A 13046-nucleotide genomic window follows, 5' to 3' on the forward strand; every position below is an offset into this window, starting at 1 on the left:
TTGTTTTAAATTTCGTAAAGGGAACAACCATTTACATCAATTTACGCCTAGAACTGAATTGTTTTTTCGGCGTAAAATTTAGAACACATACTTAATGGAGTTGGTATTATCAAAATAAAGGCATTGGGCGCAAAGCACTGGCTATGGCAATTGAAGAGATTAAAACGATTTCTAAGCTTGTACAAATCGAGATTTGTTATAACCCGCAAAACCCAATAGCTAAAGATTTTTATTCAAGTTTTGGGTTTGAGGAAGTTGGCCTCGATGAGGACGAAGACGATATGTTAGCGGTAATTAAAATTAGCCGTTAACTCATTTATAAGTAAGCGCTAATTTTAAAGAATGATAATAGTTTTAAGGAAATACTGTGATCATAAGGCCATTTGCAGAGAACGACTTTTTAGCCGTTCAAAATATTTATCAGCAAGGCATTGATACCGGCAACGCGACCTTTCAAACTGAAGCTAAAAATTGGGAACAATGGAATAGTTCTATGCTCAACTGTTGTCGTCTTGTTGCAGTTGAGGATGAAAAGGTGCTTGGCTGGGCCGGGTTATCTGCGGTTTCAAGCCGTGAGGTTTACTCGGGCGTTGCCGAGGTAAGTGTATATGTTGCAAGCCAAGCCCAAGGTAAAGGCTTGGGGCACGCATTACTTTGTGCACTCATTAAAGAATCAGAAAAAAACGGTATATGGATGCTACAAGCCAGTATATTCCCTGAAAACATAAGCAGCATTACACTACATACTCGTAATGGTTTTAGGCAAGTTGGAAACCGAGAAAAATTAGGCCAACTGCATGGCGTATGGCGCAATGTAACTTTAATGGAAAGGCGCAGCGCCGTTGTAGGCCTCTAAACCTTCAAATAGCATAATAAATACAATGTGCGTTCATTATTATGCTTTTAAATCGCATTTATTATTCAAATTATTTAAGAAAAACTCACAACCTCAGAATGTATATTGCTCACCTTCTCTACTCTTTTCTCAAAAACCATAAATTAATTATTTTAAATTTCAGCTCCTAGCTGCGTTGTTTTTTTACTTTATAACCTATTGCTTTAATTTAAAAAATAAAAACAAAGTCGCTTCAAATTAATTTATGAGTGCGGCTTTTTGAGTGTTAATTTCACTTATTTGTGGAATGAGTGTTCTATAAGTTGTTGACACTCGCTATTCTTGAGTGTAAATTTCGGATCAATCGATCCACAAGTGTTCTGGGTAATGTGTTTTAAGTTGATATTTTTAAGAGTTTGTTCCTCTTATTTTAAATAGCATCTTTTTAAAACACGTTTATAGCTCTGATATTTATTATGCGTATTTTGCATATATAAATGACCTGTTAGGCGAAATATAGGTGTGTCACTGTGGGTCGATTTTATTTTTAACTAGGAGCCAAAAATGACTAACCAAGTAATTAAATTAAATGATGAAAACTTCGAATCGCTAAACAAAAAAGACGCCAAATTAGTTGTAAGACTATGGGCTGAGTGGTGTGCTCCATGCCAAATGATGTCGCCTATTTACGAGCAAGTAGCCGATAACCTCGCTGATGAAAATATTATTATGGGTGAGCTTAATATTGATGATTTTCCATCAGTTGCAGCCAAATTAGCGGTAAGAAGTATTCCTACTGTTGTTGTATTTAAAAACGGTAAAGAAATGAATCGCTCTGTAGGTATGATGCCTGCGCCAGAGCTACAAGCGCTAATTTTAAAAGATTAGTACGCCAAAGAGGTGATAAATGAGCACACATCGAAAGTTGATAATTTTGGGTTCAGGGCCTGCTGGTTACACTGCCGCTATTTATGCAGCTAGAGCAAACCTTGAGCCATTATTAATTACTGGCCTTGAAGTGGGTGGGCAACTCACAACAACAACTGATGTTGAAAATTGGCCAGGATACCCAACGGGTATTCAGGGGCCACAACTGATGAGGCAGTTTAAAGAGCATGCTGAAAATTTTGATACCGAAATAGTGCATGACTACATTACACATGTTGACCTGCAGCAAAGACCGTTTGTGCTTAAAGGTCAGCAGACTTACACAGCTGATGCGTTAATTATTTCTACGGGCGCATCGGCAAAGTACCTTGGCCTACCAAGCGAGACCGAGTTTAAAGGTAAGGGTGTATCGGCATGTGCAACCTGCGATGGCTTTTTTTATAAAAACCAAAGCGTAGCTGTGGTTGGCGGTGGTAATACCGCTGTAGAAGAGGCTTTATATTTAGCTAATATTGCCTCGCACGTTACGCTTATTCACCGTCGTGATTCACTCAGTGCCGAAAAGGTTTTACAACAGCGCCTATTTGATAAAGTAGCGCAAGGTAAAGTAACTATTAAGTGGAATAACCAGGTTGATGAAATAGTGGGTGACGCTAACGGCGTTACAGGAATTACTATTAAATCAACGTTAGCGGAGCACAATAGAGAAACACTGAGCGTTAATGGCGTGTTTATTGCCATTGGGCATCAGCCTAATACACATATTTTTAAAGATCAGCTTGATATGCGCGATGGCTACATTAATGTGTATTCTGGGTTTGAAAATGGTGAAACATTAACGAATATTCCCGGCGTATTTGCCGCAGGTGATGTAAGCGATAACCATTATAGGCAGGCAATTACATCTGCAGGTTCTGGGTGTAAAGCAGCATTAGATGTAGAGCAATACTTTACTCGCTTAGGTGCTTAGCACAGCAACTGTATTTAAAACTTATGATATGATCAGCACAATGCCCGACAATACTTAGTATTTCGGGCTTGAGTGTTTTAACTAACAATACACTTATTTAAAATTTACTTACTTGAGGTAATTTATATGGCCCGAACCGGACGCCCACGCCAGTTTAACCGTGAAGATGCAATAAAAAGTGCAATGGATTTATTTTGGCAAAAAGGCTACGAATCCACTTCTTTAGCTGAGCTACGCAAAGTGTTAGGCAATATTTCATCTGCGAGTTTTTACGCAGCATTTGGCTCAAAGCAAGCTCTATACAGTGAATGTTTAGCACTTTATACCAGCACCTGTGGAGAGACCTTTTCGGAGCTAGAAAACGAGTCGGTTCCTGCAAAAGCAGCGATTAAAAACATGGTGTTTAAAACCATTCATATGCAAACCTCAACTAAGCAACCATCGGGTTGCATGATTGTTTTATCTGGCTTAAATTGCGGCGACGAAAATAAAGAAGTTGAGCAAATGGCGCTGTCGGTACGCAACGACATTCGTAAAGCGCTTGTAAAATGCATAGAGCGCGGAACAGCCCAGCAAGAGTGGCAACAAGAAATGCCCGTAGAGCAATTTATGCTAATTTTAGATACCTTTATTAATGGCCTTTCTATTCAATCAAGAGACGGCATTGCACGGGAAAAGCTTTTAGAAGCCTGTGAGTTATTTTTAGATAGGTGGTAATAAGTAGATTGCTTTAAGCGCATAGAAAAAACAGATTTAACGTAACTAAATTAAATTTATATATAAAAAAACAAGGCGCACTTTTAATAAAAAGTGCGCCTTGTTTGTTTTAGCTACGGTACTAAATGTTAAGCCGTTTTAGCAGGTAACTTTGCGGCTGTTATTGCTAAATAAGTGAGCCCAATAATACCTGTTAGTGCACAGGCCGATAAAATAAATGGGTCAACTAACAGGTTATCTTTAAATTCAAAGGTGCCTGCTGATATTTTTTTCCAGCCCATAAAGTGCTGATTAGCAGCCACTGTAGCGCCAAAAAAACCAATTACTAAAGAGAAATATTTGCCTATCCAGTGTGTAACCGCAGGCGTTATTAATAATAAGCCTAACAGGCCTATTACTGAGCGCTGCACTCTACAATAGGGGCACGCATACACAATGCCTAATAAATCTGTGCTCCACGCAGCTATTGAAATAACAATAGCTAATAAGCCCACTATTTTTATATGCGTAGAATAGGTGCTTAAATTTAAAATGTTCATAGTCTGCTTTCCTACTTAAAATTATGCTAAAACCAGTGCGGTTAAAAACATGCCTAAGCCAAATATGGTGTGCCCTACAAAGCTTTTTATGCGCGTAACGGTGGGGTTAGGTGTTTTTGCACAGGCCATACCCGCCCCCATGCCTGGCATCATAATAAAAAAGGGGGCAACTATGCCAAACCATGAAACAAGTAATGCAGGTAGTATGGTTGGCAAATCAAGCCACTGCGTGTTTACACACACCATTAATATTAACCCGTACGCTATGCCAATTAGGTAATGTACAACCCAACCAATGGTAAGCTCACCCGGTATTTTTTCGGCCTTAGGTAGTGCAGGCTGATAAAATTGCCCCGACTTCATATGACCTACCCAGCGCCCGACTAATCGCCAATTTGTGGCAGGTAAATCAAAAAACTTAGCGAGTAACCCCGCGTAAATATCTAACACTAGTGTGCCCCCTATACCTATTAATATAAAGGTATAGATAGAGTCGCTAAACATAAGCTGTGTCTCCCGGTTATACGTTAAATGCTAGGCGTTTTGCTGGTGTGTATACATAGCACAACAGCAAAGTGCATAGACTTGAGTATGTAATGTGATAATATTACCAAAACACCATTATGAACACCAATGGTAAAAACTGGTTTTGGAATGAATATAAATCATAATGCTTGAGCGTAATCATCTACACATTATTAAAGAGGTTAAACGCCTTAAAAGCGTGACCGCCGCGGCCGAGAGTTTAAACTTAAGCCAGTCGGCTGTGAGCCATACTATTGCTAAATTAGAGCGCCGATTTGGCGTAAAACTGTGGCACCGTAAAGGCAATACGCTGGTGTATTCTCAGGCGGGGCTTTATTTACTTTCACTTGCAGACAAAATGGTCACCGAATTTGAGCACGCCGAGCGCGTACTGCAAGAGTTTGCCCAAGGCCGGCGAGGAATCATGCGTATAGGCATGGAATGCCACCCGTGTGAGCAATGGTTAATGGGCAAAATTCAGCAATTTTTAAAAGCATGGCCAGAGGTAGACGTAGAAATAAAAAGTGCCTTTAGATTTGATGGCATAGCAGCGCTAAAAGCCAACGAAATAGATGTGCTAATAACCCCCGACCCCGTCAATACAGAGGGCTTAAACTTTAGGTCTGTGTTTAACTACAATTTATGTATTGTCGTGAGCGAGCAAAACCCGTTATACAACAAAGCGTTTGTTACAGCGCAAGACCTCGAAGACCAAATACTTTATACCGTGCCTGTAGGCTACAACCGCTTAGATGTATATACCCGATTTTTAGACCCCGCTAACGTGCAACCCAGACGCAGAGTACCCATAGAAAGCACCGAAATGATGCTGCAATTAGTGTCTGCCAATCGTGGCGTGGCAGCATTACCCGAGTGGCTAGTGTCATCGCACGAAAGCCGTTTAGGCATAAAAGGCATCCGCATAGGTAATAAAGGGCTGCAAAAAAGCGTGAATGTAGGCGTGCGCGATGACGACTTACAGCTTGATTATGTAAAAGGGTTTATAGAGTCAACCCGCTCAAATGTGTAAATGGCTTTGCTGTTAAATGTAAGGCGGTGAAGAGAATTAATAATTTGGGGGATTAACTTGAGCTGTTAGGTATATGCCAGTGTAGGTCGGATAAGCGAAGCGCCATCCGACACAGTAAAATACTTTGCCAATTATTACAGTATTTAATGTTGTTGAGTAGCTAGAGAGTGCCATTTTCAGAGGATCAGGAGCATGTTGTAGGCCGCCAAGGTTTGATCCTTTAGACCTATATGATTAACCCTTAACTCCTATTAAAAAGGATAATGCGTAAAAATATCGTCTATCATGGCACTAACCTTATTTTTGTCTTTATTAATTTTAGCAAAAGTACGTAAACCTGTTATTTGAATTTGTACATGGGTAGCAAGATCTTCAGCATTTTTATTTTTATCCACCTCACCTAATGTCTGTGCTTCTTCAATTAATTTGACCAATGCTGAGGATATATTAACTAGATGTGCTTTCGTTACATCAATTAAATCTTGATTCTCATCTGTTAATTCTGAAATAGTTTTTGACAGCATACAAATGCCATTTGGAGCACTATTTTGTGACTCTACTATTATTAACTTCATAAAGGCTTTTAGTGCATGAAGTGGCGAATCATGTTCGTCTTTACATTGCTGTAATAGTGACAGGCTCATATCAGCATAGTTAGCTAAGGCTTCCTTAAATAAACCATCTTTATTACCAAATGCTGAGTATATGCTACCGGGGCGAAGGTCTACCGCGTCTTGCAAGTTTCGCATTGATGTTGCATGAAAGCCTTTCTTCCAATAAAGATTGGTTGCCTTATCTATCACTTCTTGGCGATCAAATGTTGTGGTCTTTGCCATAACTTCACCTAAAAACATTAAATGAACAGTCGTTCAATTATAGTTATATTTTATCTTTAGGTAAAGTTAAACTCAGCAGAGGTGACTTCTAATAAAGCAAAAATATTTCAAGACAAATATCCATTTAAATACAATAGATTATATTTACATATTTAAAATAATTGAACGATCGCTCAAATATAGCTTGAACGATCGTTCAGGTGGGTATATAGTTCACTCCATCAACTAAGGGGCTTCAAGATTTATTCCCTTTTTATATAGGGACAACCCCTAAACAACCTATGTCATTGGAGATTAAAAATGAGCAAATTTACATTACACACAGTAGAAACAGCACCAGAAAAAAGCAAAGCAATTTTAGAGGGCGCTAAAAAGCAAATGGGTGTTGTTCCTGGCTTATATGCAGCAATGGCTGAATCACCAGAAATATTAAAAGCTTATACACAGCTACATCAGTTATTTACAGCAACATCATTCAACGCAGAAGAATTAACTGTAGTGTGGCAAACAATTAACGTTGAGCATGAGTGTCATTATTGTGTGCCAGCTCATACTGGTATTGCACACTCAATGAAAGTTGATGCCGCTTTAACTGAGGCGTTACGTAACCAAGAAGCGATGCCAACAGAGAAACTACAAGCGCTTCAAGATTTCACGCTAGCTATCGTACGCCAACGCGGCAACGTAACACCTGAACAAGTCGATGCTTTCTTTGCCGCAGGTTACGCGCAGCAACAAGTATTAGAAATCATTCTTGGGTTATCACAAAAAGTGATCAGCAACTATGTAAACCACATTGCTGAAACACCAGTAGATTCAATGTTTAATAAATTTGAATGGACTAAAAAGTAACGAGTTATAACTGCACAGTTATAGTAAATACTGTATTACAGCCTAATCAATTTTCCGTTGCGATAAAACTTTAGCAATCGCAACGGATACTAAACCAAAGGAATATCAAATGAGTTTTATCATTAAAGACAAAGTAGCTTTCGTTACCGGCGCAAATCGTGGCATAGGTAAAGCCATTGTTGAGTCACTTCTGCAACACGGTGCCAAAAAAGTATATCTTGGTGTGCGCAATCCTGAGTCAACTAAAGCATTAGAAAAGCAATACGGTGAAAAAGTAGCAACTATCCAGACGGATATTTCAAGCACCGACTCAGTTAACAAAGCGGCAGCTGAGGCTACTGATGTCGATCTTGTAGTTAACAACGCAGGTATAATGCTGTCGACTACACCTTTAGCAGAGAATATTTTTGAGTCTTTAGCTAGGGAAATAGACGTTAATGTTTATGGTTTAGTGCGTATCGCTAACGCCTTTGCAAAAGCGCTTGAACGTAATAAAGGTGCGTTAGTCCAACTGAATTCTGTGGTATCGATGAAAAACTTTCTTCAGGAAACCACTTACTCGGCATCTAAAGCTGCATCCTACTCAATCACACAAGGATTGAAAGACGCATTTGCCGAAAAAGGCGTTCAGGTACTTAGTGTTCACCCAGGCCCAATTGAAACAGATATGGGAAAAAGAGCTGGCTTTGATAACTTAGCAAGTGCTGAGTCTGTCTCTGAAGGCATTATAGACTCTCTTGAAAAAGGCGACTTTTTACTCTTCCCAGACGATATGGCTAAGATGATTGAAGGTGCTTACCAAAGCTACGCAGACAATATTATCTTGAAAGATTTTTCATAGTAAATCTTGAGCTAATAGCTAAGGGTTATACGGCTATCTACTCTCAAGCACTGTTATTTTTTTTTGTCGTTATAGCAGAGAAAGATAGAAGAAAATGGACCATGGCAAGCTTTGGTATTATTTCTGTATTAGGACTTAGCTATTTACTTTCTATTCAGTAAGCTGAATTTTAATGACACCTTGGAGCAAGCATGAAAAAAATTCCGCGTAAGTATCAATATCCACTTACTGTTTCTATGGTGTCATCTTCAATGTTGCTAGGAACGTCTGGGGTGATGGCCTATAAAACCCTGCCTGATGAGGCTTCGTTTATCAGTGCATGGATTAACTCTATTGAGCAAATTATCCCTTTTGCAATAATGCTATTATTAGTTGTCGCACCAACGATTAAACTCCTTGTGACGAAAATATTGTTAGAGCCAGAAGCAAAATGAGAAGTTGTACTGACTTTAAGCGCTTATTTTTATCAACGTCATCAATACTATAATAGCCAATAGCGGTCTATTAGACTTATCTTTTTAATGTATTTAGCACTTAATCTGTTCTAGCAAAACTAACTCACTATGGATTTAAATAAGTCTGATGGTTTATCCATTTTTTGAATTATTTTTTCTCTAAATGCGACCACCCTACTAGCAATCAACTGACGATCACTCCATACAATATAAGCTTTGCCTTTCGGGCACTCTACATCGGGCAATACCCTCTGTAGCACTGCGTCTTTTTCAAATTCTAACACTTCTTTCGGTATCAAGCCTATCCCTATGCCCGCTTTAACTGCATTAATCATTAAACGGAGGCTATTTATTGAATACTTAGCCATTACAGGTAGCTTTGTAGTTACACCTTGGTACTTAAATTCCCAAAAAGGTATAGTATTTCCTGCAAGTAAATTATGTTCAAGTAATGACTCTATATTATTGGGAATACCTTGAGCTTTAAGGTATTTGGGTGATGCAGCTAAGACTAGCTCAGTTTGAAATAAGGGTTTTTGAATTAATGTAGGTATATTGCTCGGTGTAGTAACAATCGCGAGATCAATACGTTCATCAATATAGTTTTCAGTGTCAGAAGAGAAACTAATGTGGATTTTAACACCGGGATGTTCTGTCATAAATTCGATTGCTAGATTCTGAAGAAAATAATCAGCGAAAGGCTCTGGACACGATACATAAATCTCACCCGTTAATGTTGCCTGTGTATTAGAAAGGTTGAGCCATTGTTCATCAACTTGTTTGAAAATAGGAGCAAAGCGTCGGTAATATTCTTCACCTGCATTAGTGAGTTGGAATTTTTTGGCATGTCGATGAATGAGTTTCTCACCTACTTTTTCTTCTAACTGACTCACAGCCCTAGAAAGCGTCGGGGCAGAGGCTGTAGCTAAAAGACTAGCCGGGGCGTAACCACCACACTCTACTGACAGGCAAAACCAATATAAATTGCCGAGCTCTTTTGCATCCATAATATCTAATCATTCAAATATGAATTTATAAATTTCAATAATAGCTATTTTTGAAATAAGGGCAAGGCTTTAAAATATGCCCTCTAAATTATTCAAGGTGTGACCAATATGAAAAAATTCCCTCAAAAATTTAAATATCCGCTAATAGCCTCAATGGTTTTACCTTCAATGCTTTTGGGCATGACGGCTATTATGGCCAGGAAAATGGTGTCTGACGATGTCTCATTTATGAGTGCATGGTCATACTCTATAGGAGAAGTTATTCCTTCTGCACTATTGCTTTTAGCTGTAGTTGCACCAACAGTTCGGCTTTTTGTTAGCAAAGTATTATTAGAATCTGAAGAGAAATAATTCACCATAAAATATAGGAAAAATGAAATGGGGAAACAATTATTACTAGAAGTATCACTAATATCGAGTGTATTCGTTATTGTCGGGTTAATGTGGCTGGCGTTACGCCATTCAGCGATGAACCCTTCGGCCATCATGCAAAAGCTATTAACCGGCTTGTTAGCTATTTTTTTAATTATGGCTGGCACAGTAAAGTTCTTTGAGCCGTTCAATACTATGTTTACTAAACAAATAGCTTTGAGTGGACTGCCATTACCCGAGATAGCTAGGTGGGCTGGTCAATTAGGTGAAATTTCAGCAGGTTTAGGGTTTTTGATTGTGCTTACTTTATCCAAGGTTCTAACAAAAAATATAATAAGAAAAGTATTTTATTGCTCATCACTATTAGCGCTATCTATTATGTTTGTCGCAGTGTATGTTCACATGATTCCAGAGGTAACTGCTGAGTTTTTACCATTACAATCAAAGCCTCCAATTCTAACATTAATTGTTATGTTGCTAATTGGGCTGAATGTGTGGATATTTAGGAAGTTTAAAAACGAATAAGTTAATCTGTTTAAATCACTATAATGATGGCTGTTTCTTGAACGCTCATAACCGCCCATCAGCTGCCGTTATGAGCTATCCATTAAAGCACTAAGCTCAAACCTCAGCCTCTACACATCATGCTTTAACCTTTTTTAAATAATGCTCAACACCTATATTTGCCGCATCAACCGCACCGGCAACGTAGCCCGGAAATTGCACTGACCATTCACTGCCAATACCGACTAAATTTTGATGCCATGGGCCATTTTGCGCGGTTATGTAAGGTGCTGGGGTATGCGTATTAGCCGCATGTGTATCTAAATGTGTTGCGGTGAGTGGGTCTTGTGCCCAGTCTTTAATAATATCGGCTTTGGGTGTAGCGGCTTGTGTGCCAAAAAGCCTGACTAATTGCGCTCTGCAATGGGTGATTAAATCTTCATTACTAATGCGTTTTCGATCATCGGCGGGTATACCAATAAAACCAAATAATGCCGCTTGGCCTTGTGGATTTGATGCATCGTGTATTTCTGCCATTGGCCCAACACTGCTGCGGGCGCTGCCCGAGAGCGTTCGCTTACGCCAAAATGGCGTATCGTACACTGCAATATACTTAGCGTGGGGTGCCATCCAGGTTGCGGTATTTTGCCACTGCGTTACTAAATCGCTTGGCAATGCGGGGGTAAATGTTATTTGGCTTGCGGCTAAGCGTGGTGGTAGCGCAAGCATTACGTGCTCAACGTTTACTTTATGATCGGTTGTCTTTGAGGTGCTAAAGTTAACTTCAATATTACCGTGTTGGTGGGTAATTGTTTTAACCAAAGCGCCGGTCACTATGTGTTTGTTGCTAAGCTTTGCATGTAAGGCATTAATAAGGGTGCCCATGCCACCTTTTAACCGCATAGACGTAGGCGCATGCGTATAACCGGGTATTGCTGTGGGCGGTTGTGTATGTGAGCGCTCTACTAACGTATTGCCTTGCTCGTACTGGGCAAATGTTTCTAGGTTTAGGGTTTTAATAATGGCATTTAATTGCGGCTGAAACTCTGGCCAAAACCATGTTGGGCCAAGATCAAAGCTATTTGTTGTCGCTTGCGACAGGCTTGTAAAGTCCATAATACGGCCACCTAATTGGTCTCTGGCTTCAAGCAATATGTAATCGGTAATGCCGCATTGCTCTAACTGGTAAGCTGCATACACGCCGCTTAGCCCACCGCCTATAATCGCAATTTTTGTACGCATTATTTAGCCTCCACAGCCTATGTTTATAAAATTACCTACTTTTAGGTAAATTGTAGCGCTGTTATTTCCCGCAGATATTAACGCTTTACTCGTGCTTGGCAGCCTTAGCCAGCTTCCTTTTGTATATTCAACCTCGTTGTGTATTACGCTGCCGCCCAGTACAAATAGCTCTAAGGCATTATGTGCTTTTAGGTTATCAAATAGGGGCTGTTGCGGGGTTAACTTTACCAGTTTAGTTACTTCGTTATCATCTTGATAAAGCGGGCATATTAGGCGGTTATTTTGGGTTATCCACGTAGCCGGATCGTGTGTATTTATGCGCACAGAGGTGGCTTCTGTTACGCACATTTGCCACAGTTTTACAAAAATGGTTGCGCCACTTTTACTTTTAGGTGCATGTGAAGACCCAGGCGGGTTTCGTAAATAAAAACCTTGTGGATAGTCGCCCGACTCATCTGAAAAGGTGCCTGAAAGTACCAATATTTCTTCACCACCTGGGTGAGCATGGCTTGGAAAAGTAGACTCAGGCGCGTAGCGTACTACGCTAGTTGCTCTGGCTTTTTCAGCGCCTATTCTGTCGAGCATTACTCGCTCAACACCCGCTTGAGGCGATGTTTGCCAACTATATTGACTTGCTAGCATAGAAGCTTGTTGTGAAAAATCTGAATTGACTCGCATATATCTAACCTAAATAAAATAAGAGCAATAATGTATGTTATTGCTCTATAAATTTACGCTTATTAAGCGTTTTGTAATTGTGCGTGAGCGTCAAGTACTCGTGCACTGTAAGTTAGCGCAGCACCTGCATTTAAGGCTACAGCAACGCCTAACGCTTCAGATATTTCACCAATTGTTGCGCCGTGCTCAACCGCTTTTTTAGTGTGCATCGCAATACACCCATCACAACGTGTTGTTACTGCAACAGCGAGCGCTATTAGCTCATGTAATTTAGGCGTTAAGTGGCCTGTCTTTTCGCCAGCGCCATCCATTGTCATTAATCCGCGTAGGGTATCTGGGCTTTGCTTAGCAAACGCACCTACAGTGTTCATTACTTCGCTGCGGTACGCGTTCCAATCTTGTGACATTTTTTTACTTTCCTATCTTAAATTTTTACTAAGCTACGCAGTAAATGCGTACTTCTGGTTCATTAGTAAGTAGTGGCGCGAGCGCGGTAACTACATCTGCATTAAATAAATCGCTTTCTAAGTACTCATGAGCGTGCTCAATAGTTTCAAAGCCGTGAAGTACCTGTACATCTTCATCACGCGCTAATAACTCTTTTGAAACTGCGTCTATTACAGTGTCTAAAAATGGGGCTTTGTAGGTATTAAAAACCTCTGCTGCTGCTTTTCTATTACCGTGGTCAACATTTAGTGTAATTTGTAAATAAACCATATTTGTTCTCCAGTGATTAAATTTAGCTACGGGCAGCT

The 13046-nt window shown here is 39.8% G+C and carries 18 protein-coding genes and 1 pseudogene; 11 read left to right on the plus strand and 8 right to left on the minus strand.

All coding sequences use genetic code 11. The annotated features are described in order from the left end of the window. Nucleotides 1-110: 110 nt before the first annotated feature. From MTF68_RS07010 to MTF68_RS07030, 5 genes and pseudogenes are all read left to right on the plus strand, one after another. A pseudogene (locus MTF68_RS07010) lies at nucleotides 111-311 on the plus strand (GNAT family N-acetyltransferase); the annotation flags it as partial. Nucleotides 312-367: 56 nt separating this feature from the next. Continuing rightward, nucleotides 368-856: a GNAT family N-acetyltransferase gene (locus tag MTF68_RS07015; protein WP_121638590.1), complete on the plus strand. Its 489-nt coding sequence runs from the start codon at nucleotides 368-370 to the stop codon at nucleotides 854-856. A 543-nt stretch (nucleotides 857-1399) separates the two neighbouring features. After that, nucleotides 1400-1723, plus strand: a complete 324-nt coding sequence (locus MTF68_RS07020; protein WP_248450122.1) for a thioredoxin domain-containing protein — start codon at nucleotides 1400-1402, stop codon at nucleotides 1721-1723. Nucleotides 1724-1742: 19 nt separating this feature from the next. Then, on the plus strand, nucleotides 1743-2693 hold the full coding sequence (gene trxB / locus MTF68_RS07025; protein ID WP_248462082.1) for a thioredoxin-disulfide reductase: 951 nt from the start codon (nucleotides 1743-1745) through the stop codon (nucleotides 2691-2693). Between the two features lie 126 nt (nucleotides 2694-2819). Next, on the plus strand, nucleotides 2820-3410 hold the full coding sequence (locus MTF68_RS07030; protein WP_054982011.1) for a TetR/AcrR family transcriptional regulator: 591 nt from the start codon (nucleotides 2820-2822) through the stop codon (nucleotides 3408-3410). Between the two features lie 128 nt (nucleotides 3411-3538). Here MTF68_RS07030 and MTF68_RS07035 read toward each other — a convergent pair whose 3' ends face one another. Together MTF68_RS07035 and MTF68_RS07040 are read right to left on the minus strand one after the other, a co-directional pair. After that, nucleotides 3539-3949 (minus strand): hypothetical protein, encoded by a 411-nt coding sequence (locus tag MTF68_RS07035; protein WP_138579673.1) that lies wholly within the window; start codon nucleotides 3947-3949, stop codon nucleotides 3539-3541. A 21-nt stretch (nucleotides 3950-3970) separates the two neighbouring features. After that, a complete protein-coding gene (locus MTF68_RS07040; RefSeq protein WP_282448202.1) occupies nucleotides 3971-4453 on the minus strand; it encodes a DUF2938 domain-containing protein in 483 nt (160 codons plus the stop codon). 166 nt (nucleotides 4454-4619) lie between these two features. Between MTF68_RS07040 and MTF68_RS07045 the strand changes: the two genes are divergently transcribed. Further along, entirely contained in the window at nucleotides 4620-5504 is an 885-nt protein-coding gene (locus MTF68_RS07045; RefSeq protein WP_096042624.1) for a LysR family transcriptional regulator, read from the plus strand. A 251-nt stretch (nucleotides 5505-5755) separates the two neighbouring features. Here the strand turns inward: MTF68_RS07045 and MTF68_RS07050 are convergent, their stop codons facing one another. Beyond that, nucleotides 5756-6340, minus strand: coding sequence for a TetR/AcrR family transcriptional regulator (locus MTF68_RS07050; protein WP_054982015.1), 585 nt, complete (start codon nucleotides 6338-6340; stop codon nucleotides 5756-5758). A gap of 300 nt (nucleotides 6341-6640) precedes the next feature. Between MTF68_RS07050 and MTF68_RS07055 the strand changes: the two genes are divergently transcribed. The 3 genes from MTF68_RS07055 to MTF68_RS07065 all read left to right on the plus strand — a co-directional run bounded on the left by MTF68_RS07055 (nucleotide 6641) and on the right by MTF68_RS07065 (nucleotide 8467). Beyond that, the gene (locus MTF68_RS07055) at nucleotides 6641-7192 is read left to right on the plus strand and encodes a carboxymuconolactone decarboxylase family protein (RefSeq protein ID WP_054982016.1); all 552 of its coding nucleotides are present in this window, start codon (nucleotides 6641-6643) and stop codon (nucleotides 7190-7192) included. A 109-nt stretch (nucleotides 7193-7301) separates the two neighbouring features. Continuing rightward, complete coding sequence (locus MTF68_RS07060; protein ID WP_054982017.1) at nucleotides 7302-8033, plus strand: SDR family oxidoreductase; 732 nt, start codon at nucleotides 7302-7304, stop codon at nucleotides 8031-8033. Between the two features lie 191 nt (nucleotides 8034-8224). Further along, nucleotides 8225-8467, plus strand: coding sequence for a hypothetical protein (locus MTF68_RS07065; RefSeq protein WP_054982018.1), 243 nt, complete (start codon nucleotides 8225-8227; stop codon nucleotides 8465-8467). 119 nt (nucleotides 8468-8586) lie between these two features. Here the strand turns inward: MTF68_RS07065 and MTF68_RS07070 are convergent, their stop codons facing one another. Beyond that, on the minus strand, nucleotides 8587-9495 hold the full coding sequence (locus MTF68_RS07070; RefSeq protein WP_054982019.1) for a LysR family transcriptional regulator: 909 nt from the start codon (nucleotides 9493-9495) through the stop codon (nucleotides 8587-8589). A 108-nt stretch (nucleotides 9496-9603) separates the two neighbouring features. Here MTF68_RS07070 and MTF68_RS07075 point away from each other — a divergent pair, with 108 nt between their 5' ends. Both MTF68_RS07075 and MTF68_RS07080 read left to right on the plus strand, forming a co-directional pair. After that, a complete protein-coding gene (locus MTF68_RS07075) occupies nucleotides 9604-9846 on the plus strand; it encodes a hypothetical protein (RefSeq protein ID WP_054982020.1) in 243 nt (80 codons plus the stop codon). Between the two features lie 27 nt (nucleotides 9847-9873). Beyond that, the gene (locus MTF68_RS07080; RefSeq protein WP_054982021.1) at nucleotides 9874-10392 is read left to right on the plus strand and encodes a hypothetical protein; all 519 of its coding nucleotides are present in this window, start codon (nucleotides 9874-9876) and stop codon (nucleotides 10390-10392) included. 117 nt (nucleotides 10393-10509) lie between these two features. On the opposite strand, the gene MTF68_RS07085 is transcribed toward MTF68_RS07080, so the two are convergent. From MTF68_RS07085 to MTF68_RS07100, 4 genes are all read right to left on the minus strand, one after another. Next, entirely contained in the window at nucleotides 10510-11613 is a 1104-nt protein-coding gene (locus MTF68_RS07085; protein ID WP_055254279.1) for an FAD-dependent oxidoreductase, read from the minus strand. Nucleotides 11614-11616: 3 nt separating this feature from the next. Next, nucleotides 11617-12291, minus strand: coding sequence for a cupin domain-containing protein (locus MTF68_RS07090; protein WP_248462084.1), 675 nt, complete (start codon nucleotides 12289-12291; stop codon nucleotides 11617-11619). A gap of 62 nt (nucleotides 12292-12353) precedes the next feature. Then, entirely contained in the window at nucleotides 12354-12698 is a 345-nt protein-coding gene (locus MTF68_RS07095) for a carboxymuconolactone decarboxylase family protein (RefSeq protein WP_248462085.1), read from the minus strand. A 28-nt stretch (nucleotides 12699-12726) separates the two neighbouring features. Then, nucleotides 12727-13008: a hypothetical protein gene (locus MTF68_RS07100; RefSeq protein ID WP_248462086.1), complete on the minus strand. Its 282-nt coding sequence runs from the start codon at nucleotides 13006-13008 to the stop codon at nucleotides 12727-12729. Nucleotides 13009-13046 lie beyond the last annotated feature (38 nt).

This window comes from Pseudoalteromonas sp. 2CM37A (assembly GCF_023161885.1).
Lineage (GTDB): Bacteria > Pseudomonadota > Gammaproteobacteria > Enterobacterales > Alteromonadaceae > Pseudoalteromonas > Pseudoalteromonas atlantica.

Bases quoted from the DNA above. Each gene is read 5' to 3' on its own strand.
- MTF68_RS07020 (WP_248450122.1), top strand. From the start codon at position 1,400: ATGACTAACCAAGTAATTAAATTAAATGATGAAAACTTCGAATCGCTA.
- trxB (WP_248462082.1), top strand. From the start codon at position 1,743: ATGAGCACACATCGAAAGTTGATAATTTTGGGTTCAGGGCCTGCTGGT.
- MTF68_RS07030 (WP_054982011.1), top strand. From the start codon at position 2,820: ATGGCCCGAACCGGACGCCCACGCCAGTTTAACCGTGAAGATGCAATA.
- MTF68_RS07035 (WP_138579673.1), bottom strand. From the start codon at position 3,949: ATGAACATTTTAAATTTAAGCACCTATTCTACGCATATAAAAATAGTG.
- MTF68_RS07040 (WP_282448202.1), bottom strand. From the start codon at position 4,453: ATGTTTAGCGACTCTATCTATACCTTTATATTAATAGGTATAGGGGGC.
- MTF68_RS07045 (WP_096042624.1), top strand. From the start codon at position 4,620: ATGCTTGAGCGTAATCATCTACACATTATTAAAGAGGTTAAACGCCTT.
- MTF68_RS07050 (WP_054982015.1), bottom strand. From the start codon at position 6,340: ATGGCAAAGACCACAACATTTGATCGCCAAGAAGTGATAGATAAGGCA.
- MTF68_RS07055 (WP_054982016.1), top strand. From the start codon at position 6,641: ATGAGCAAATTTACATTACACACAGTAGAAACAGCACCAGAAAAAAGC.
- MTF68_RS07060 (WP_054982017.1), top strand. From the start codon at position 7,302: ATGAGTTTTATCATTAAAGACAAAGTAGCTTTCGTTACCGGCGCAAAT.
- MTF68_RS07065 (WP_054982018.1), top strand. From the start codon at position 8,225: ATGAAAAAAATTCCGCGTAAGTATCAATATCCACTTACTGTTTCTATG.
- MTF68_RS07070 (WP_054982019.1), bottom strand. From the start codon at position 9,495: ATGGATGCAAAAGAGCTCGGCAATTTATATTGGTTTTGCCTGTCAGTA.
- MTF68_RS07075 (WP_054982020.1), top strand. From the start codon at position 9,604: ATGAAAAAATTCCCTCAAAAATTTAAATATCCGCTAATAGCCTCAATG.
- MTF68_RS07080 (WP_054982021.1), top strand. From the start codon at position 9,874: ATGGGGAAACAATTATTACTAGAAGTATCACTAATATCGAGTGTATTC.
- MTF68_RS07085 (WP_055254279.1), bottom strand. From the start codon at position 11,613: ATGCGTACAAAAATTGCGATTATAGGCGGTGGGCTAAGCGGCGTGTAT.
- MTF68_RS07090 (WP_248462084.1), bottom strand. From the start codon at position 12,291: ATGCGAGTCAATTCAGATTTTTCACAACAAGCTTCTATGCTAGCAAGT.
- MTF68_RS07095 (WP_248462085.1), bottom strand. From the start codon at position 12,698: ATGTCACAAGATTGGAACGCGTACCGCAGCGAAGTAATGAACACTGTA.
- MTF68_RS07100 (WP_248462086.1), bottom strand. From the start codon at position 13,008: ATGGTTTATTTACAAATTACACTAAATGTTGACCACGGTAATAGAAAA.